This is a genomic window from uncultured Tateyamaria sp. (genome assembly GCF_947494755.1).
Classification (GTDB): Bacteria; Pseudomonadota; Alphaproteobacteria; order Rhodobacterales; family Rhodobacteraceae; genus Tateyamaria.
In genome coordinates this window covers 474,868-492,286 of record NZ_CANLVZ010000001.1, presented here as the reverse complement: position 1 = coordinate 492,286, position 17,419 = coordinate 474,868, and the positions used below count along the sequence as shown (strand labels likewise).

General features: G+C 61.8%; 16 protein-coding genes and 1 pseudogene. 8 read left to right on the top strand and 9 right to left on the bottom strand.

What is annotated here, in order from left to right; genetic code table 11:
• Nucleotides 1-17: 17 nt before the first annotated feature.
• Nucleotides 18-770 (bottom strand): cytochrome c biogenesis protein CcdA, encoded by a 753-nt coding sequence (locus tag Q0908_RS02435; protein WP_299280834.1) that lies wholly within the window; start codon nt 768-770, stop codon nt 18-20.
• Between the two features lie 93 nt (nt 771-863).
• Between Q0908_RS02435 and Q0908_RS02430 the strand changes: the two genes are divergently transcribed.
• Nucleotides 864-1,091: a sulfurtransferase TusA family protein gene (locus Q0908_RS02430; protein WP_299280833.1), complete on the top strand. Its 228-nt coding sequence runs from the start codon at nt 864-866 to the stop codon at nt 1,089-1,091.
• A 46-nt stretch (nt 1,092-1,137) separates the two neighbouring features.
• Here the strand turns inward: Q0908_RS02430 and Q0908_RS02425 are convergent, their stop codons facing one another.
• On the bottom strand, nt 1,138-3,696 hold the full coding sequence (locus tag Q0908_RS02425; protein ID WP_299280832.1) for a ribonuclease E/G: 2,559 nt from the start codon (nt 3,694-3,696) through the stop codon (nt 1,138-1,140).
• A gap of 599 nt (nt 3,697-4,295) precedes the next feature.
• Between Q0908_RS02425 and Q0908_RS02420 the strand changes: the two are divergent.
• Nucleotides 4,296-4,592: pseudogene (locus Q0908_RS02420) on the top strand (GFA family protein); the annotation flags it as partial.
• A gap of 32 nt (nt 4,593-4,624) precedes the next feature.
• Here the strand turns inward: Q0908_RS02420 and Q0908_RS02415 are convergent.
• From Q0908_RS02415 to purC, 6 genes are all read right to left on the bottom strand, one after another.
• Nucleotides 4,625-5,185: an HAD family phosphatase gene (locus tag Q0908_RS02415; RefSeq protein ID WP_299280831.1), complete on the bottom strand. Its 561-nt coding sequence runs from the start codon at nt 5,183-5,185 to the stop codon at nt 4,625-4,627.
• A 234-nt stretch (nt 5,186-5,419) separates the two neighbouring features.
• Nucleotides 5,420-6,754, bottom strand: a complete 1,335-nt coding sequence (locus Q0908_RS02410) for a sigma-54 dependent transcriptional regulator (RefSeq protein ID WP_299280830.1) — start codon at nt 6,752-6,754, stop codon at nt 5,420-5,422.
• A 6-nt stretch (nt 6,755-6,760) separates the two neighbouring features.
• Nucleotides 6,761-8,548 carry an ATP-binding protein gene (locus Q0908_RS02405; RefSeq protein ID WP_299280829.1) on the bottom strand — a complete coding sequence of 596 codons (1,788 nt, stop codon included), beginning with the start codon at nt 8,546-8,548 and terminating at the stop codon, nt 6,761-6,763.
• A gap of 37 nt (nt 8,549-8,585) precedes the next feature.
• Nucleotides 8,586-9,254 (bottom strand): phosphoribosylformylglycinamidine synthase subunit PurQ, encoded by a 669-nt coding sequence (gene purQ, locus Q0908_RS02400; RefSeq protein ID WP_299280828.1) that lies wholly within the window; start codon nt 9,252-9,254, stop codon nt 8,586-8,588.
• Nucleotides 9,251-9,481 carry a phosphoribosylformylglycinamidine synthase subunit PurS gene (purS, locus tag Q0908_RS02395; protein WP_299280827.1) on the bottom strand — a complete coding sequence of 77 codons (231 nt, stop codon included), beginning with the start codon at nt 9,479-9,481 and terminating at the stop codon, nt 9,251-9,253. The genes purQ and purS overlap by 4 nt, the downstream gene beginning before the upstream one ends.
• A gap of 43 nt (nt 9,482-9,524) precedes the next feature.
• Nucleotides 9,525-10,286, bottom strand: coding sequence for a phosphoribosylaminoimidazolesuccinocarboxamide synthase (gene purC / locus Q0908_RS02390; protein ID WP_299280826.1), 762 nt, complete (start codon nt 10,284-10,286; stop codon nt 9,525-9,527).
• Nucleotides 10,287-10,441: 155 nt separating this feature from the next.
• Between purC and Q0908_RS02385 the strand changes: the two genes are divergently transcribed.
• The 3 genes from Q0908_RS02385 to bmt all read left to right on the top strand — a co-directional run bounded on the left by Q0908_RS02385 (nt 10,442) and on the right by bmt (nt 13,855).
• Nucleotides 10,442-10,759 (top strand): DUF1476 domain-containing protein, encoded by a 318-nt coding sequence (locus Q0908_RS02385; protein WP_299280825.1) that lies wholly within the window; start codon nt 10,442-10,444, stop codon nt 10,757-10,759.
• A gap of 169 nt (nt 10,760-10,928) precedes the next feature.
• Complete coding sequence (locus Q0908_RS02380) at nt 10,929-12,806, top strand: phosphatidylglycerol lysyltransferase domain-containing protein (RefSeq protein WP_299280824.1); 1,878 nt, start codon at nt 10,929-10,931, stop codon at nt 12,804-12,806.
• A 35-nt stretch (nt 12,807-12,841) separates the two neighbouring features.
• Nucleotides 12,842-13,855: a betaine--homocysteine S-methyltransferase gene (gene bmt / locus Q0908_RS02375; RefSeq protein WP_299280823.1), complete on the top strand. Its 1,014-nt coding sequence runs from the start codon at nt 12,842-12,844 to the stop codon at nt 13,853-13,855.
• On the opposite strand, the gene Q0908_RS02370 is transcribed toward bmt, so the two are convergent.
• Nucleotides 13,852-14,928, bottom strand: a complete 1,077-nt coding sequence (locus Q0908_RS02370; RefSeq protein WP_299280886.1) for a PA0069 family radical SAM protein — start codon at nt 14,926-14,928, stop codon at nt 13,852-13,854. The two genes, bmt and Q0908_RS02370, sit on opposite strands and share 4 nt — an antisense overlap.
• 208 nt (nt 14,929-15,136) lie before the next feature.
• Here Q0908_RS02370 and Q0908_RS02365 point away from each other — a divergent pair, with 208 nt between their 5' ends.
• The 3 genes from Q0908_RS02365 to Q0908_RS02355 all read left to right on the top strand — a co-directional run bounded on the left by Q0908_RS02365 (nt 15,137) and on the right by Q0908_RS02355 (nt 17,381).
• Nucleotides 15,137-15,835, top strand: a complete 699-nt coding sequence (locus Q0908_RS02365; RefSeq protein WP_299280822.1) for a B12-binding domain-containing protein — start codon at nt 15,137-15,139, stop codon at nt 15,833-15,835.
• A gap of 73 nt (nt 15,836-15,908) precedes the next feature.
• The gene (locus Q0908_RS02360; RefSeq protein WP_299280821.1) at nt 15,909-16,541 is read left to right on the top strand and encodes a DUF1638 domain-containing protein; all 633 of its coding nucleotides are present in this window, start codon (nt 15,909-15,911) and stop codon (nt 16,539-16,541) included.
• A 72-nt stretch (nt 16,542-16,613) separates the two neighbouring features.
• Nucleotides 16,614-17,381: an SDR family oxidoreductase gene (locus Q0908_RS02355; protein WP_299280820.1), complete on the top strand. Its 768-nt coding sequence runs from the start codon at nt 16,614-16,616 to the stop codon at nt 17,379-17,381.
• The last annotated feature ends 38 nt before the right edge of the window (nt 17,382-17,419 follow it).

Genomic DNA, 17,419 nt, shown 5'->3' with positions numbered 1-17,419 from the left:
AAAGTAAGGCGTTGCACCTAGCCCAGAGTGGCCAATGCCGGGAATTGCTCGAGCAGCCAGAAGGAGAAGCGCGTGAACAGACCGAACAGCATCGCCGCCCCCACCAGCAACAACAGCCCGCCCATGACCCGCTCGATCAGCACCATGTGGCGCTTGAGGCGGTTCATCAGGCCCATCGCCCGGCTCATGAACATGGCCGCCAGCAGGAAGGGAATGCCAAGCCCAAGCGCGTAAATGCCCAGCAAAACCGTGCCGCGCGTGACGGATGCCTCAGAGGCGGCCAGCGTTAGGATCGCGCCCAATTGCGGGCCGATGCAGGGCGTCCAGCCAAAGGCAAAGGCCAGCCCGAGGATGTAGGCCCCAAAGGCCGATCCACCCCGGTCGCCTGCATCCATACGCGCCTCGCGGTCCAGAAACGGGATGCGAAAGACACCCAGAAAGTGCAGGCCAAAGATCATGATGACGGCCCCCGAAATCTGGGCGAAAAGCACCTGATTTTGCAGGAAATATTGCGCAAAGACCGACGCAGTGAACCCAAGGATCAGAAAAACGGTCGACAGGCCGAGCACAAAGAACAGGGCCGTAATGGTCACGCGATTGCGCTGCGTGCGGTCATCAGACATCTCACCCACGCTCAGGCCGGACATATAGGCCAGGTAGGGCGGCACAATCGGCAGCACACAGGGGCTGAGAAAGCTCAGTATGCCTGCAAGCAGCGCCACGCTCATCGCGGGGATCAGACTTGCGTCGATGATATCAATTCCGAACATAATCTCGCACCTAACCTGTGCAGGGTCGCAGGTCACGTGGTATTCGGTCACATGTCTGTGGACAGGCTGAAACATCGCGCCTATCTGAGAAGCATGGATGATCCACACACCCTTGATGCAACCGGGCTGCTGTGCCCCCTGCCCGTCCTCAAGGCGCGCAAGCGGCTGATGGCGCTGGCTTCGGGTGAGGCATTGACGATGCAGGCCGATGATCCGGCGGCTGTGGTGGACGTGCCGCATTTCTGTGCAGAGGCGGGGCACATATTGGTGTCCAGCGATCTTGAGGGCCCAGTACAGACCTACGTGATCCGAAAAAAGTAAGGGCGCGCCGGTCAGGCACGCCCTCTTATCTGCTTATCCGGTTGGCTTATTTGCCAAGCGACCACCAGCCGCGTTTCTTTGGCTTGGGTGGCTCTTCGGGGGCCGCGGGTTCGGCGGCCACGGGTTCGGGCGTGGGTGCCGGTGCTTGTGCAACCGGCTCTGCCGCAGCCACTTCCGGCTCTGGTGCGGGTTCGGCCTTGGTCTCCGCCTCTGCCTCGGGGGCTGCCGCTTTCTTGCGCGAGCGGCGGGGTTTCGGCTTGGGGGCCTCTTCCTCAGCCGTTTCTGGCGCGGCCTCGGGTGCCGCTTCAGGTTCAGCGGCAGGCGGGTCCTCTTTGGCGGTCTCAGGCGCTGCTGTCGTAGATTTGCGACGGGTGCGCTTGGGCGTCTTCCTTACCTCTGCATCGCCGTCGGTTGCTTCGACCGACTCAGCGGCAACTTCGGATGCGGACTCTGGCTCGGTGCCCTCATTGGCGTCACCTTCGGCGTTCTGATCCTCACCATTCTGCTCATCCCCGGAGGACTTGCCACGACCACGACGCCGCCGACGCCGACGGCGCTTGGGCTTGCCTTCGCCGTCTTCGCCATTGTGATGGGCACCGTTCGAGTCCGATTTGGTCGAGGACGCCTCGGGCGCTTCGCTGGCGTCCACATCTGTGTCCGCTTCATCCTCGTCAATCTGATCCATCAGCGAAGTGTCGACAGACACCACATGGGCCGCCGCAGGTTTCACAACCCGCGTTGCAGTCTTGAACTTTTCGACCGTGAAGTCGGGGCTGACCAGATGCGGTTCCCCCTCGATCCGGACCGACAGACCGTAGCGCGCTTCGATCTGGGCGATATGTTCGCGTTTCTGATTCATCAGGAAGTTGGCGATGCCGACAGGGCATTTGACCAGCACCTCGCGCGAGCGGCGGCGCGTCCCTTCTTCCTCGATCTGGCGCAGGATCGACAGGGCCAGATTGTCGTCCGAGCGGATCAGACCGGTGCCGTGACAGGCTGCGCAAGGCTGCGTTGTCGCCTCGATCATGCCCGGGCGCAGGCGCTGGCGCGACATCTCCATCAGACCAAAGCCCGAGATGCGGCCCACCTGAATACGCGCGCGGTCGGTTTTCAGCTTGTCCTTCATCCGCTTTTCAACGGCGGTGTTGTTGCGGCGTTCGTCCATGTCGATGAAGTCGATGACGATCAACCCTGCAAGGTCGCGCAGCCGCAACTGACGTGCGACTTCTTCGGCAGCCTCGAGGTTGGTCTTGAGGGCGGTTTCCTCAATCGAGCCTTCCTTGGTGGAGCGGCCGGAGTTCACGTCGATGGCCACAAGGGCCTCGGTGATGCCGATCACGATATAGCCGCCCGATTTCAACTGGACGGTCGGGTTGAACATACCACCCAAATACGTTTCGACCTGATAGCGCGCGAAAAGCGGCAGCGTTTCCTCATAGCGTTTCACGTTTTTGGCGTGAGACGGCATGATCATCTTCATGAAGTCCTTGGCGGTGCGATAGCCCCGCTCGCCTTCGACGAACACCTCGTCGATCTCGCGGTTATAAAGGTCGCGGATCGAGCGTTTGATCAGATCGCCCTCTTCGTAGATCTTGGCGGGCGCAATGGATTTCAGCGTCAGCTCGCGGATCTGTTCCCAGAGGCGTTGCAGGTATTCGTAGTCGCGCTTGATTTCTGCCTTGGTGCGTTGGGCCCCGGCGGTGCGCACGATCAGGCCCGCGCCTTGGGGCACGTCAATCTCGTTGGCGATTTCCTTGAGCTTTTTGCGATCCGCCGCATTGGTGATCTTGCGAGAAATGCCGCCCCCGCGTGCGGTGTTGGGCATCAGCACGCAGTAGCGCCCGGCCAGAGACAGATACGTGGTCAGGGCCGCACCCTTGTTGCCGCGTTCTTCTTTCACAACCTGCACGAGCAGGATCTGGCGGACCTTGACGACCTCCTGGATCTTGTAGCGTTTGGGGCGCGGTTTGCGCACCGGGCGGATGTCGTCGCTGTCGTCCTCGTCGGCGACCGACTCGATGCTGTCATCCTTTGATGTGGCATCGGACGCCTTGGGATCGTCATCATCGTCCGCGGCGTGATCATCATCGTCGGCCTCGTCCGCTGCGGGTGTTTCCACGGGCGTCTCGGCAACAGTTTCCATGGGCGATGCAGCCTCGTCCTCGGGCACGTCGTCCTCAAGGTCGATGGTCTCCATCCCCTCCACGTCCGTCGAGGTGGTGGGATCGTCGTTCTTCGCCTTAGACGCTTTGGAGCGGCGCGAGCGTTTGGGTTTGGGCTTTTCCTCGGCCTCGTCGCGGGCGCGCTGCGCTTCGACATAGGCGCGCTCTTCTTCCATCAGCGCCTCGCGGTCGGCGACAGGGATCTGATAGTAGTCGGGGTGAATTTCGGAAAACGCGAGGAAGCCGTGGCGGTTGCCACCATAGTCCACAAAGGCCGCCTGAAGCGAAGGTTCGACCCGTGTTACTTTTGCGAGATAGATGTTGCCGGCAAGCTGGCGTTTGTTTTCGGATTCAAAGTCAAACTCCTCGACCTTGTTTCCGTCCACCACCACGACGCGGGTCTCTTCCGCGTGGGTGGCATCGATAAGCATTTTCTTAGGCATAAAAGTCCATTGCACCCGCAACTTAGCCGGTCGCCCGGGGGCGCCAGCGTTGATTGGGGGTGTCTTGTTAAAGCGATCTGCGACACGCGGCAGGCCTGACCCAAGGGGCCTTCTGCTGGGGTTTTTAATGTCCTCACGCGCGTCATCGCGGTTCTTCTCCGACACGACTCGCCCCTTGGGGCGGCGTATCCGTTCATAAGCTGCGCCAGGCTTTCACCTGCGTCAGCATCTCGTGGCCTCTTGCGAGACCCAATCGGTCTGTCGAACATTTCGGGGGGTTATGCCGCCCTGCAGGTCCATACAGCGAAACTCAAACACTGGAGCGACGCGAATGCGCGTCGGTGCCCCATACCCCTAGATAAGAGGAATGGTGATACAAATACAATGACCAAATGCGAGAACAGGCACGCACCCCGTCGACCCGCCTCTCCTGCGTCTCAAGGAGGGACGAATGACACTGCAATCCTATCGCCAGACACGGAGGGCAGATCATGCTAGGTGGATGCTATTGCGGCGCGCTGCGCTATGAGGTGCCGGGCGCGCCGTTGATGTCAGCACAGTGCCATTGCCGCGCCTGCCAGTAGTTCAGTGGCGGGGGTCCGAACTATTACATGCTGCTGCCCGCAGACGGGCTGACCTACACGCGCGGCACCCTCAAACACTTCACCCGCCCGAACCTCGAAGGTGCGGTCACGCGCGGGTTTTGCGCCGATTGCGGCACGCATATCGAAACGCGCCGCCCCGACATGCCCTATATCATCCTGAAGGCGGGCACCTTGGATACGCCCGCAGATTTCGGTCAGCCCTCCATGGCGATCTACACCTGCGACACCCAACCCTTCCATCTGATCCCCGAAGGCCTGCCCACGCATCAAGGGTTGCCACCACGCCGGTGAGCAGGTGGGCCTTCACCTGCTGCGCGCAATCGTCAGGAGGCGACTGCGTTTGTCTGATCTTTTGGCAGGACGCCGAAAAGAGCAACCGCCTCCCACACTGTCGAGGCGACCTGCTGGCCAAGGTCGGGCAAGGGTGCATGTGCAGGGCGGACATCGGGCACCTGCACTGCGCGCCAGCCTGCCTGTGTTGCCGCCGTGATGCCCGGATCGCTGTCTTCAAAGGCGGCGCAGCGCGCCGGATCAAGCCCCAGAGCAGCAGCGGTTTCGCGATACGGTGCCGGGTCTGGCTTGTTTGCGGACACCTGATCCCCACCCGTCACCACCTCGAAATGGGCCAATAGACCGGCCTGCTGCAAGTGGCGACGCGCCGGTGCCTCGTGGGTTGAGGTAACGACAGCCATGCGATGCCCGGCTGACGCCAATGCTGCCAGTGTGGCACGCACAGTCCGTTTGAGGGCCACGCCGTCAGTGAGTGCTGCGGCGACATTGGCGTGCCACTTGCCGTTGAAAGCCGCCGCCAGATCGCCATCTCCGAGAAAGTCGGTCAGCAAGCCCAATGCCCGCGCCCCGCTGGTGCCTAGACATCGTTTCAAAGAACGCTTGCACCTCCTGCTCATCCAGACCCGTTGGTGTCAGCAGGGCGACGGCTTCGCGCAGGTACACCCGTTCAGTGTCGAGCAGCAGACCGTCCATATCGAACAGAAATGCGTCTGGAGGGGTCATGCCCGCGCCCCGATTTTCGTTGATCTCAGGGCGCGTTTTTGCACGAACGAGGTCCATGCGAAAGCTGTACTGCCATCACATCATCTAACGCATTCAAACAGAGATCAGAGGTAGTCCGACCGCTGCAACCCGTATTTCGCCATCTTCTCGTTTAGCGTCCGGCGCGGCAGGCACAACTCGTCCATGACCGAGGCGATAGAGCCCTTGTGGCGCCGCATTGTGTTGTCGATCAGCATCCGCTCGAACGCCTCGACGTACTCTTTCAGCGGCTTGCCCTCGGTCGTCATCACCGGCTGCATTTCTTCGTGATCGTTCATCAGCAGGGATGCAATGGACCCTGTGCCGCGCCGCGATTGCAGCACAGCCCGCTCCGCGATGTTGATCAACTGGCGCACGTTGCCCGGCCACGGGGCCTGCAACAGTTGAGCCGCCTCTTGGGCCGACACCTTGGGCGCGTCGCAGCCATATTCATCGGCAAACTGATCGCCAAGGCGCGTGAACAACGTCAGGATATCTTCGCCGCGCTGGCGCAAGGGCGGTACGGTGATCTTGAGCGCGGCCAAACGATAAAACAGATCGGGGCGCAGCGCGTCCTCGCAGGTCTTGCCCGCCTCCTGCATGTTGCAGATACCCACGATGCGGGTTTCGGCGGGGGTGCCCTGTTCGTTGATGACGGACAGCAGGCGCGCCTGCAGGCCCTCGCTCAGTGCTTCGATATCTTCAAGCACCAAGGTGCCCCCCCGCGCCTCTTCGATGGCGGGCAATTGGGCATCCTCGGGCAACATGGGGCCAAACAGGCGCTTGGCGAGCGCGTCCTCTTCCCAGGCCGAACAACTCACCAGCACGAATTTCTTGCCCGCGCGGCTGCCCACGGCGTGCAGCGCATGGGCCACGAGCGTTTTGCCTGTACCCGTCTCCCCATCGATCAGCACGTGCCCGTCGGCTTGGCCAAGATCAAGGATGTCCTCGCGCAGCCGCTCCATCACCGGGGACTGCCCGATCAGCTTTTTCATCAACTGCCCGCCATCGGACAACTCGCGGCGCAACACACGGTTGTCCATGGTCAGGCGGCGCGCGCTGGTCGCCTTTTTGGCCAGCTCGGACATCCGATCGGGGTTGAACGGCTTTTCAAGGAAATCGAACGCCCCCACCCGCATCGCCTCGACCGCCATGGGCACATCACCGTGGCCGGTGATCATGATGACCGGCAGGGCACTGTCATTGCCCATCAGCTTTTTCAGGAACTGCATCCCGTCCATGCCGGGCATCTTGATGTCGGAAATGACGATACCGGGATATTCAGGGCCAAGGACCTTGAGCGCATCTTCGGCACTGGCAAAGGTTTCGGTGTCATAACCAGACAACGCCAGCCACTGGCTGATGGATTGGCGCATGTCCTGCTCATCATCGACGATGGCGATTTTCATGGCTTGGGTCATTGTGATCTACTCCGCCGCTGCGATTTTATTGTCCCGATCCGCATCCTCATCAAGGATGGGCAACTGCATCTCAAAGACGGCCCCGCCAGCCTGTCCATTGCGCGCGGTCAACCGTCCGCCCAAATCGTTTACAATGCCGGACGAGATGGCAAGGCCCAAGCCGACCCCGTCCCCGGGCTGCTTGGTCGTATAAAACGGCTCGAACAGCGCATCCAGATCAACAATACCTGGGCCGTTGTCACGCACCGTGAGGGTCGCGGTTTCGCCCGCCGAAAGGATGATGTCCACCTTGGGTTCCATCTCTGATTTGGTGGCGTCGATGGCGTTGCGCAAGAGGTTGACCATCACCTGTTCGATGCGCATCCGGTCGCCCAACACTTCGATGGGTTCGGGCGGCACCATGCGGTTGATGAGCACCCGGCGCTGACGCAGTTGTGGTTCCATCATCGACAGGCTCGAGGCGAGCGCATCACCCATGTTTACAGGGCTGAACACGTCCTGCCCTTTGCGCGCATAGGACTTGAGCTGGCGGGTAATGGCCCCCATCCGCTCGATCAGATCGTCGATGCGTCCAAAGCTGACCAGCGCCTCGTCGGGGCGATTGCGGCGCAGCAACAAACGCGCGCCCGCCAGATAGGTTTTCATCGCCGCAAGGGGCTGGTTCAGCTCGTGACTGACCGCCGCTGACATCTCGCCCAAAGCCGCAAGTTTGGATGATTGTTCAAGGGTTTGTTCGGCCACGGCAAGGTCTTCCTGCACCCGTTTGCGTTCGGCAATTTCCCGCTGCAACTGCACGTTCAGATGGCGAAGCTCTGCCGACTCGCGCGCAAACAAAGCCATGCGCAAAGCCGAGCGGCGGCTGAGCGCATAGAAAGACAGCGCAAGCAAAATCGCGAATCCCATGATCTCGAGCGCGAGCACCCCATTCACCCGTTCCCGCACTGACGCGTAGGTGGTGAAGGACGTCATGCGCCAGCCGCGAAACGGAATACGGTTTTCCAGCCGCATCACGCCTTCGCCTTGCAAATAGGCGTCGGGGGGCAGCGCGGTCCAGTCGGCGGTGGCGCGAATGGCGCGCTCAATAGCGCTTTGCGGGGTCTGCCGCGCCAGCGCCTCTTCTTCTGAACGCCCCCGCCAGCGGGGTTCGGTGGCAAGGATGATCTGGCCCGTGCTGTCAGTGACCAGCACAGCCGCTGAAATGCCCGACCAGGCCCGCTCGAATTTTTGCAGATCGACCTCGACCGCGATCACCCCCAACACGTCATTGCCCGCCGTGATGCGCCGCGAATAGGTAAAGGCAAAGCCGCCCGATTCGCGCTCAGCTGCGGTAAAGATGGTGTCAGTGGCGCGGAAGGCGTCGATGAAATAGGCCTCCATCCGGTGATTGGAGCCAAGGCGATTACGGTCGGTCGCCGCCACAGCGCGCCCATCGCTGTCGAGCAGGATCAGGTTGGCCGCCCCAATCTCCTCGACAAAGGAAATCAGGCGCTGCGTGGATTGCTGATAGTCCTCCGAGTTCAACGCCCCGATAAGCGTCGGGTCGCGCGCCAGAAGTTGCGGCACAATCGCATTCTGGCGCAACTCGCTCAGCAGGTTGCCGGAATAGAGCGCCAGCCGCAATTCAGCGCGGTTGCGCGTCGTCTCGGTAAAGCGGTCGGTCAGAAGGCGGTTGGTGAAATAGACCGTGGCAACAGCAGCTACGGTCAACAGACCAAGTGCCAGGCGCACCCGCCAGCTTGTCGCGCGCGCGCGCGGGTCAGGATTGGGTGTGGGTGCTGCTCGGGTCACTGGCATTCGTCGACCCTACTGCCCATACGTCACCCTCATCAAGTCACGCAGCCGTTAACTGCCCTGCCAGTGCGCGAAACAACGCTTGCCCATCGGTGCCCCCATGGCCCAAATCCGCCGCCCGCTCGGGGTGCGGCATCATGCCAAGGACGCGTCTGTTTTCCGACAGGATACCGGCGATGTCGTGGCAGGACCCGTTTGGGTTGTCCACGTAAGTGAACGCGATCCGGTCCCCGCCGCGCAATCGCATCAGGGTCTCTTCATCGGCAAAGTAATTGCCGTCGTGATGGGCGATGGGGATGTCGATCTCGTCCCCTTTGCCGTAGCCGCTCAGGTAATCCGACATCTCCGTCTCGACCCGCAGGCGCACCGTCTTGCAGATGTATTTGAGGCCCGCATTGCGCAGCAGTGCGCCGGGCAGAACCCCGGTTTCGGTCAGCACCTGAAAGCCGTTGCATACTCCAAGGACATAGCCGCCACGATCTGCATGGGTCTTGACCGCGCGGCAGATGGGCGAGTTCGCCGCGATGGCCCCGCAGCGCAAATAGTCGCCAAAGGAAAAACCGCCCGGCACGCCCACGATATCAATGCCTGCGGGTAAGTCGGTGTCCTTGTGCCAGACCATCTCGACTTCGGCCCCTGCGGCCTTGAAGGCCACCGCCAAGTCGCGATCACAGTTCGAGCCGGGGAAAACGACGACCGCCGCCTTCATGGCATATCCACCCGGTAGCTTTCGATGACCGTGTTGGCCAGCAGACGCTCGCACATCGCCTCCACATCCGCCGCAGACGTCCCCTCGGCCAGATCCAGCTCGATCACCTTGCCCTGACGCACGCCGTTCACACCGTCAAAACCCAACGCGCCAAGCGCATGGCGCACCGCCTCGCCCTGTGGATCCAGCACACCGGTTTTCAGCATCACATGCACAGTCGCTTTCATGCCTTGCCTTTCATTGTTCCAAAAATATGCAAAAAACGCCGGCTCAGTTGATCAGCGTCGGTTTGGTGATCGGGGTCGATGTCTTGGGCAACACGCCCAATCGGCGGGCCACTTCGGTGTAGGCGTCGGCCAGATTGCCCAGATCGCGGCGGAACACGTCCTTGTCGAGCTTCTGGCCCGTCTCGATATCCCACAAACGGCAACTGTCCGGGCTGATCTCATCGGCGATGATCAGGCGCTGAAAGTCGCCATCATAGACGCGGCCCACCTCGATCTTGAAGTCCACCAGACGGATACCCACCGCCAGCATCACACCCGACAGGAAGTCGTTGACACGCAGCGCGAGGCTCAGGATATCGTCCATGTCCTGCTGGCTGGCCCAGCCAAAGGCGGCGATATGTTCCTCGGTTACGAGCGGATCGCCAAGGGAATCGTCCTTGTAGCAATATTCAACGATGGGCCGGGGCAGTTGCGTACCCTCCTCGATGCCCAAACGCTGGCTCATGGTGCCCGCCGCATAGTTGCGCACGATCACCTCAAGCGGCACGATCTCGCAGGACCGCACAAGCTGCTCGCGCATGTTCAGCCGCTTCATAAAGTGGGTCGGCACGCCAATCTGCGCCAAACCGGTCATGAAATACTCGCTCAGGCGGTTGTTGAGCACTCCTTTGCCTTCGATGACGTCCTTTTTCTGGGCGTTGAAGGCGGTCGCGTCATCCTTGAAATACTGCACAATTGTGCCTGGCTCGGGGCCTTCATACAGGATTTTGGCTTTGCCTTCGTAAATCTTCTTGCGTCGCGCCATGGGCGTCCTCTCGGCTCTGGCGTGTGCCTGGATGCGGCCCGCCGTTGCGCCCTCTTAAGCAATCGGGTGAATTGCCGCAAGCAAAGGGGTTGCGCACAGAGCCCTGCCTTCGCATATCTTGTTATAACTCTACATTAACACGAGGGCTTTGACAGATGAGCAGCTTTGACGACCGCGAGAACGCATTCGAATCGAAATATGCACATGACGCCGAAATGCAGTTCAAGGCGGACGCACGACGCAACAAGTTGCTGGGTCTGTGGGCTGCGGAGCTTTTGGGCAAGACCGGGGATGAGGCCGCAGAATACGCCCGCGACGTCGTGAAGTCCGATTTCGAGGAGGCTGGCCATGAAGACGTCTACCGCAAGGTGTCAGGCGATCTGGGTGACAAGGCGGACGAGGCCACGATCCGCGCCAAAATGGCCGAGCTGATGGGTCAGGCCAAGGCGCAAATCCTAAGTGAAATCGACTGATTTCAAGGATCTTTAAGCCAGTCTTAAAGTAAATTCGCACGCGCAGACCATCCCTTGGCCTGCGCGTTTTTATTTGGATTGTCTGCATTCGCGTCGTGCGCCTTAATCTTTGAGGCACCTTCATCCCCTACCCCTGATACCGGGATTTTCGGGATCGGGAGGGTGTGCGATGCGCGCTGTTTTACTGTCATCGTCACTCAAGGTCGCCCTGCGGGCGGGCCTGCCCGTCCTCATCCTGGCGGGCTGTCTGTTTGCGCTGTCCCAGAAAGTGTCATCCGACGTCGTGCTGGGCCTGCCGAACCAATTGGCTGGCATTGCAGGACTGCAATGGGCGGTGGCCGGGCTGCTGACGCTCGGCAGTTTCTGGGCCGTCGCCCAATATGACGCCGTGGCTCATACCGCGCTCAATACCGGAATCGCGCCCCGTGATGCGCGACGATCAGGGGCCGCGGGAATCGCACTCGGCCAGACGCTCGGCTTCGGCTTGCTGACAGGGGCCATCGCGCGCTGGCGGATGTTGCCAGACCTGTCATTCTCGACCGCGCTCAGCCTGTCGGCCTTTGTCTCTCTGACATTCGTGAGCGCATGGATGGTGATCACCGCATTGGCCTGCCTGATCCTGCCCGCCCCGGCGTGGGCATTCTGGCCCGCTGTCATGGTGACTGCTGCGGTGCCTGTCGTGGCTGCGTTGCTGTTCTGGTGGCCGCATATTCGCGTGTTCGGGCGCACCTTGCCCCTGCCCAACCTTTTGAAAGTGCGCGCTATTCTTGGATGGTCGCTGCTTGATACCGCTTTGGCGGCAGCCGCGCTGTTTGTGCTGTTGCCAACGGGGACGTTACCCTTTACCGCCTTCTTTCCGTTGTTCCTGATCGCCTTGGGCTGCGGGCTGATTTCGAATACACCGGGCGGTGTCGGGCCGTTCGAACTGGTCCTGGTCGCCGCCCTGCCCCTTGGTGATCCCGGCCCCGTCTTGGCTGCAATTCTAGGCTACCGTCTGATCTATTTTGCACTGCCCGCGGGCCTTGCGGCACTTGCGCTTCTGCGGCCTTGCCAAAGCTCTGATCGTCCCCCTGCGCCGCCGGTCACATGTCACAACGCTCCACGCAGCGAAGTCGGGGTGGTCCTGCAAAACGGCGGACAGATTGCGCGATCCGGGTCCAGCGAGCTTGCGCTATGGCTCACCGGGCAGACGCTGACGCTGTTCGGCGATCCCGTGGCCGGCCCCTGCGACGCCGCACTCTGCCACCTGCGCACAGCGGCGCGGCAGATGGGGCACCTGCCCATGATCTACAAATGCGGGCCACGATTGGCACAGAAAGCGCGGGCATCCGGTTGGCGCGTGCTTCATATGGCCGACGATGCGATGATCGACACAGCAAGCTACACCCCGTCCCTGCCGACACGGCGAACGCTGCGGCGCAAGTTGCGCGCGGCGGACAAGGCCGGGGTTTTGGTGCGCGGTGGCGCGCCGCTGCCCCTTGCTGCCATGACGCGGATCGATACCGCTTGGCAGCGCGCCCACGGGCCCGCGCGCGGTGGCAGCATGGGTCGGTTCGCAGAGGGTTATGTTCAAGATCAATGGGTTGGCTGCGCCTATGTCGCGGGCACCCTGATCGCGTTCGTAACGGCCCACCGGTCAGAGACGGAGTGGTGTCTCGACCTGATGCGCCACGATCAAACCGCACCGGATGGCACGATGCACGCGCTTGTGCACGCCGCCATCACCCACGCGCAACGCGCAGGTGCGACCCAATTCTGTCTGGCCGCAACCCCGGCCTGCCCCGATCCGGCAAGCGCCCTCTGGCGATGGGCGGCGCAACAGATTTCTTCACGTGCGGGCGGGCCCGGATTGCGTCAGTTCAAGTCCAGCTTTGCGCCGCAATGGGTCCCGCGCTACGGTGCCGCACGCAGTTGGCGCGCGCTTGCCTTCGGGTTGGCCGACCTCACCCGCGCCGTGCACAACCCCCTGCCTTTGCCACCCGCATCCTCAAGTGGACCTCATGTTAATGATGAGAATTATGAACTGGCCTCAAAAACCGCCACGTGAGACAGAAGATGGAACACGCGCGCGAGGAGACCGCCATGAGCAACGCACTGACCGAACTGCTCGCTGAAAAAGGGACTTTGCTGGCCGATGGTGCCACGGGAACGAACCTGTTTGCGATGGGCCTGATGTCGGGCGACGCGCCAGAGATGTGGAATGAGGACGAACCCGAAAAGATCACCGCGCTTTACAAAGGGGCGGTGGATGCCGGCAGCGACGTGTTCCTGACCAATTCTTTCGGGGCCAATGCATCGCGTCTGAAACTGCACGATGCAGGCCACCGCGCCTTCGAACTGAGCAAAATCTCCGCCGAACTGGCGCGCAATGTGGCCGATGCCGCCGGGCGCAAGGTGATCGTCGCAGGGTCCGTCGGGCCGACCGGCGAGATCATGGAACCTGTGGGCGAACTCACCCACGCCAACGCCGTAGAGATGTTTCACGAAACGGCTGCGGGTCTGAAAGCAGGCGGCGCGGATATCGGCTGGCTCGAGACGATTTCAGCCCCCGAGGAATACAGCGCCGCCGCCGAAGGCTTTGCGCTGGCGGGTCTGCCATGGGTCGGCACGATGAGCTTTGACACCGCCGGGCGCACCATGATGGGTGTGACAAGCACGAACATGGCCTCGCTTGTGGCGGGCCTCGACAATCCGCCAGCCGCCTTTGGGGCCAATTGCGGCACCGGCGCGTCTGACCTGTTGCGCACCTTGCTCGGCTTTGCTGCGACCGGCACCGAATTGCCCCTGATCGCCAAGGGCAACGCGGGCATCCCGAAATATCACGACGGGCACATCCACTATGATGGGACGCCCGAGTTGATGGCCGACTATGCCGTGCTGGCGCGCGACTGCGGGGCCAGCATCATCGGCGGGTGCTGTGGCACCACGCCCGATCATTTGCGCCACATGCGCGCTGCCCTCGACACCCGGCCACGCCAATCCGCACCTACCTTGGAGGCAATCGTCGCCGCGCTTGGTGCGTTTTCCTCGGCCAATGACGGCACGGGAGACGGCGAAACACCGATCCGCAAACGGCGCGGCCGGCGTGCGGCCTAAAACAGCTCCAACTGGTCACGGTCCGGGCGCGGTGGGCGGAACAGGTCACAGCGCATTGGCTGGCCTTTTTCCTTTAATCCCAAACGCTTGATGGCGACGGTAAAGCGATGCGCGATAATCTCGGCATATGGTCCCTCCCCGCGCATGCGCCGCCCCCAGGCCGCGTCATATTCTTTGCCCCCGTGCATCTCGCGCAGGCGCGCCATGATGCGTGCGGCCCGGTCGGGGTATGTGACCGCCAGCCATTCCTGCCAAAGCGGCGACACCTCGCGTGGCAGGCGCAGCATGATCCAACTGGCTGTGCGCGCGCCTGCGTCCTTGCCCGCCGCAAGGATCGCCTCAAGCTCGGGGTCGCTGAGCGCGGGCACCATGGGCGAGGCCATGATGCGCACCGGAATGCCCGCCTGCGCAAGGCACCGGATCATCGCCAAGCGCCGGGCCGGTGCAGGCGCGCGCGGCTCCATCGCGCGGGACAGGGCCGGATCGAGCGTGGTCACCGAAATACCCACACGTATCAGCCCCCGCCGAGCCATACGGGCGAGAATATCAATGTCGCGTTCAATCAACGCACCTTTGGTTACGATGGCAACGGGGTGGCCGCACCCCTCGAGCACCTCAAGGCAGCGGCGCATGATTTCGTGCTCTTTCTCGATAGGTTGATAAGGGTCGGTGTTGGTCCCGATGGCCAATGGCGCGACCTTGTAACCTTTGCGTCCCAACTCGGCCCGCAGCACATCCGGGGCATCCGGGCGGGCGATCAGTCGGGTTTCGAAATCAAGGCCCGGCGAAAGACCCAAATAGGCGTGGCTGGGCCGGGCAAAGCAATAGACACAGCCATGTTCGCAGCCCCTGTAGGGGTTGATCGACCGATCAAAGGGCAAATCGGGCGAGCGATTGTAGCTGATCAGGCTGCGGGGCCGCTCAATGCTGACTTCGGTGCGCAAGGTGGGCAGGTCCTCATCCCGGTCCCAGCCATCCGGCTCGCTGTGCCGGGTCAGCGCATCATAGCGGCTGACCGCGTTGGTCACCGCGCCGCGCCCTTTGGCTTGTGTTGTCTGCAAATCCGTCCGCATGCCGTCACAATAGAACACAACAAGAACGTGCGCCAGAAAAGAGTTCGAAAACAGCGGGCGCACCGCGACGATCAGCACAGAAAAGTGACCCTGCGCGTCGCGCACGACGTTGCCCATGTCGCAATCCGGACAGTGCCCCTGCGACATATTGGACGATAACCACCCCCATAGGCCCCAGGTGCGCGCACCTGACGATCAAGGAATGCCCATGTCAGACGAAGACGAAATCATCCTCGCGGACCTCGATGACGAGGAACTTGTGCAGCAGATGTTTGACGACCTTTACGACGGTCTCAAGGAAGAGATCGAGGAAGGGGTGAACATCCTGCTCGAACGCAATTGGCAGCCCTATGACATCCTGACCAAAGCGCTTGTGGGCGGCATGACGATCGTGGGCGCGGATTTCCGCGACGGGATCCTGTTCGTGCCCGAAGTGCTGCTGGCCGCCAACGCGATGAAGGGCGGCATGGCCATCCTAAAGCCGCTGCTCGCCGAAACCGGCGCGCCCCGCGTGGGCAAGATGGTCATTGGCACGGTCAAGGGCGACATCCACGACATCGGCAAGAACCTCGTCGGCATGATGATGGAAGGCGCTGGGTTCGAGGTGGTCGATCTTGGGATCAACAACCCGGTCGAGAATTATCTGGGCGCCATCGAATCCGAAGGCCCCGACATTCTGGGCATGTCCGCCCTGCTGACGACAACCATGCCCTATATGAAGGTCGTGATCGACACGATGGTCGAACAGGGCATTCGCGACGATTACATCGTGCTAGTGGGCGGTGCGCCCCTGAACGAGGAGTTCGGCAAGGCCATCGGTGCCGACGCCTATTGTCGGGATGCCGCGGTCGCGGTCGAGACGGCCAAGGAGTTTATGGCGCGCAAGCACAATCAGGTCTCGGCCTGACGGGCGCAGCACCATATGTTATGACGGGGCCTGCGCTGATCACAGCGCGGGCCTTTTTTCATTGGGATAAGGCATGCAGATCGACGACGCCACATTGACGCAAGACGGTCTGGCCCCGGCGGGCACGGGCCGCATCCTGCTGATCGCCTGTGGGGCCTTGGCGCGCGAGATCCTCGACCTCAAGCGCGCAAACGGATGGGATCACATGGATCTGACCTGCCTGCCTGCCAAGCTGCATCTCTATCCCGACCAGATTACCGATGCCGTGCGCGCATCCGTCGCGAAGCATCGGGGCGCATATGCCGACATCTTTGTCGTTTATGCGGATTGCGGCACGGGTGGGTTGTTGCAAGCGGCCTGTGCCGAGATGGGTGTCGAGATGGTCGCAGGGCCTCATTGCTATAGCTTTTTTGAGGGAAATGAGCGCTTTGCCCGACAGAGTGAAAGTGAAATTACCACCTTTTACTTGACGGATTTCCTGGTGCGGCAGTTCGATGCCTTCATCATGAAACCCATGGGCCTCGACCGGCACCCCGAACTGCGCGACATGTATTTCGGCAATTATGAAAAGCTGGTCTATCAGGCACAGACTGATGATCCCGCCCTGACCACCAAGGCAAAGGCGGCGGCGGAGACCCTCGGCCTCGCCTTCGAGCGGCGCCTGACCGGCTACGGCGATCTGGAAACGGCGCTCGCGCGGCTTTGATCCTATCAAGGCCCTTGGACCAGCGCGCGTATCCCCCTAGCGTGGAGCAGTTGCTCGGATCGGAGGTGCAAGGTGGATATCACAGATAAGATCGTCGTGGTGACGGGCGCGGCGAGCGGGATTGGGCGCGCACTGTGTACGGCCTTTGACAAGGCGGGGGCAGCGCGGGTCGTCTGCGCGGATCGAGACATCAGAGGCGCGCAGTCGATTGCGCATAACATCAAGGGGTTAGCGCGTGACGTTGATGTGTCTGACCCCGAACAGATCAAAGACCTGATTGCCTATGTCGAGACTGAGGTTGGCCCCATCGACATCTTCTGTTCGAACGCAGGTGTGCTGATCGAAGGCGGCGCGGAGGTTCCAGATGCCGAGTGGCAGCGCCTGTGGGAGATCAACGTGATGTCCCATGTCTGGGCGGCGCGCCATGTGGTGCCGTTGATGGCGGCGCGGGGTGGTGGCTATCTCCTCAACACCGCCTCTGCCGCCGGCCTGCTCAACCAGATCGGATCGGCCCCCTACGGTGTGACCAAACACGCCGCGGTGGGCCTGGCCGAATGGCTGGCCATCACCCACGGCGATGCGGGCATCAAAGTGTCCGTGCTGTGCCCTCAGGCCGTGCGCACGGCGATGACCGAAGGGTTTGAGGATCACGTGGCTGCCATTGATGGCATGATCGAGGCAGACGAGGCCGCTGCAGCCTGCATCACCGCCATTCGGGACGAGACGTTTCTGGTGCTGCCACACCCTGGCGTGCGGACCTATATGCAGCGCAAGACGTCGGATTATGATCGCTGGATCGCGGGAATGCGGAAGCTGAACCGGGCGTATGGTCGCGACTGATGGACTGGGGGCCGGCCCCCAGACCCCCGCGGTTTATT

Excerpts from the sequence above, each read along its gene's own strand:
- Q0908_RS02405 (WP_299280829.1), bottom strand. The coding sequence starts at position 8,548 with ATGCCAGTGACCCGAGCAGCACCCACACCCAATCCTGACCCGCGCGCG.
- Q0908_RS02430 (WP_299280833.1), top strand. The coding sequence starts at position 864 with ATGGATGATCCACACACCCTTGATGCAACCGGGCTGCTGTGCCCCCTG.
- purC (WP_299280826.1), bottom strand. The coding sequence starts at position 10,286 with ATGGCGCGACGCAAGAAGATTTACGAAGGCAAAGCCAAAATCCTGTAT.
- Q0908_RS02425 (WP_299280832.1), bottom strand. The coding sequence starts at position 3,696 with ATGCCTAAGAAAATGCTTATCGATGCCACCCACGCGGAAGAGACCCGC.
- Q0908_RS02385 (WP_299280825.1), top strand. The coding sequence starts at position 10,442 with ATGAGCAGCTTTGACGACCGCGAGAACGCATTCGAATCGAAATATGCA.
- purS (WP_299280827.1), bottom strand. The coding sequence starts at position 9,481 with ATGAAAGCGACTGTGCATGTGATGCTGAAAACCGGTGTGCTGGATCCA.
- Q0908_RS02380 (WP_299280824.1), top strand. The coding sequence starts at position 10,929 with ATGCGCGCTGTTTTACTGTCATCGTCACTCAAGGTCGCCCTGCGGGCG.
- Q0908_RS02365 (WP_299280822.1), top strand. The coding sequence starts at position 15,137 with ATGTCAGACGAAGACGAAATCATCCTCGCGGACCTCGATGACGAGGAA.
- Q0908_RS02370 (WP_299280886.1), bottom strand. The coding sequence starts at position 14,928 with ATGCGGACGGATTTGCAGACAACACAAGCCAAAGGGCGCGGCGCGGTG.
- purQ (WP_299280828.1), bottom strand. The coding sequence starts at position 9,254 with ATGAAGGCGGCGGTCGTCGTTTTCCCCGGCTCGAACTGTGATCGCGAC.
- Q0908_RS02360 (WP_299280821.1), top strand. The coding sequence starts at position 15,909 with ATGCAGATCGACGACGCCACATTGACGCAAGACGGTCTGGCCCCGGCG.
- bmt (WP_299280823.1), top strand. The coding sequence starts at position 12,842 with ATGAGCAACGCACTGACCGAACTGCTCGCTGAAAAAGGGACTTTGCTG.
- Q0908_RS02410 (WP_299280830.1), bottom strand. The coding sequence starts at position 6,754 with ATGACCCAAGCCATGAAAATCGCCATCGTCGATGATGAGCAGGACATG.
- Q0908_RS02435 (WP_299280834.1), bottom strand. The coding sequence starts at position 770 with ATGTTCGGAATTGATATCATCGACGCAAGTCTGATCCCCGCGATGAGC.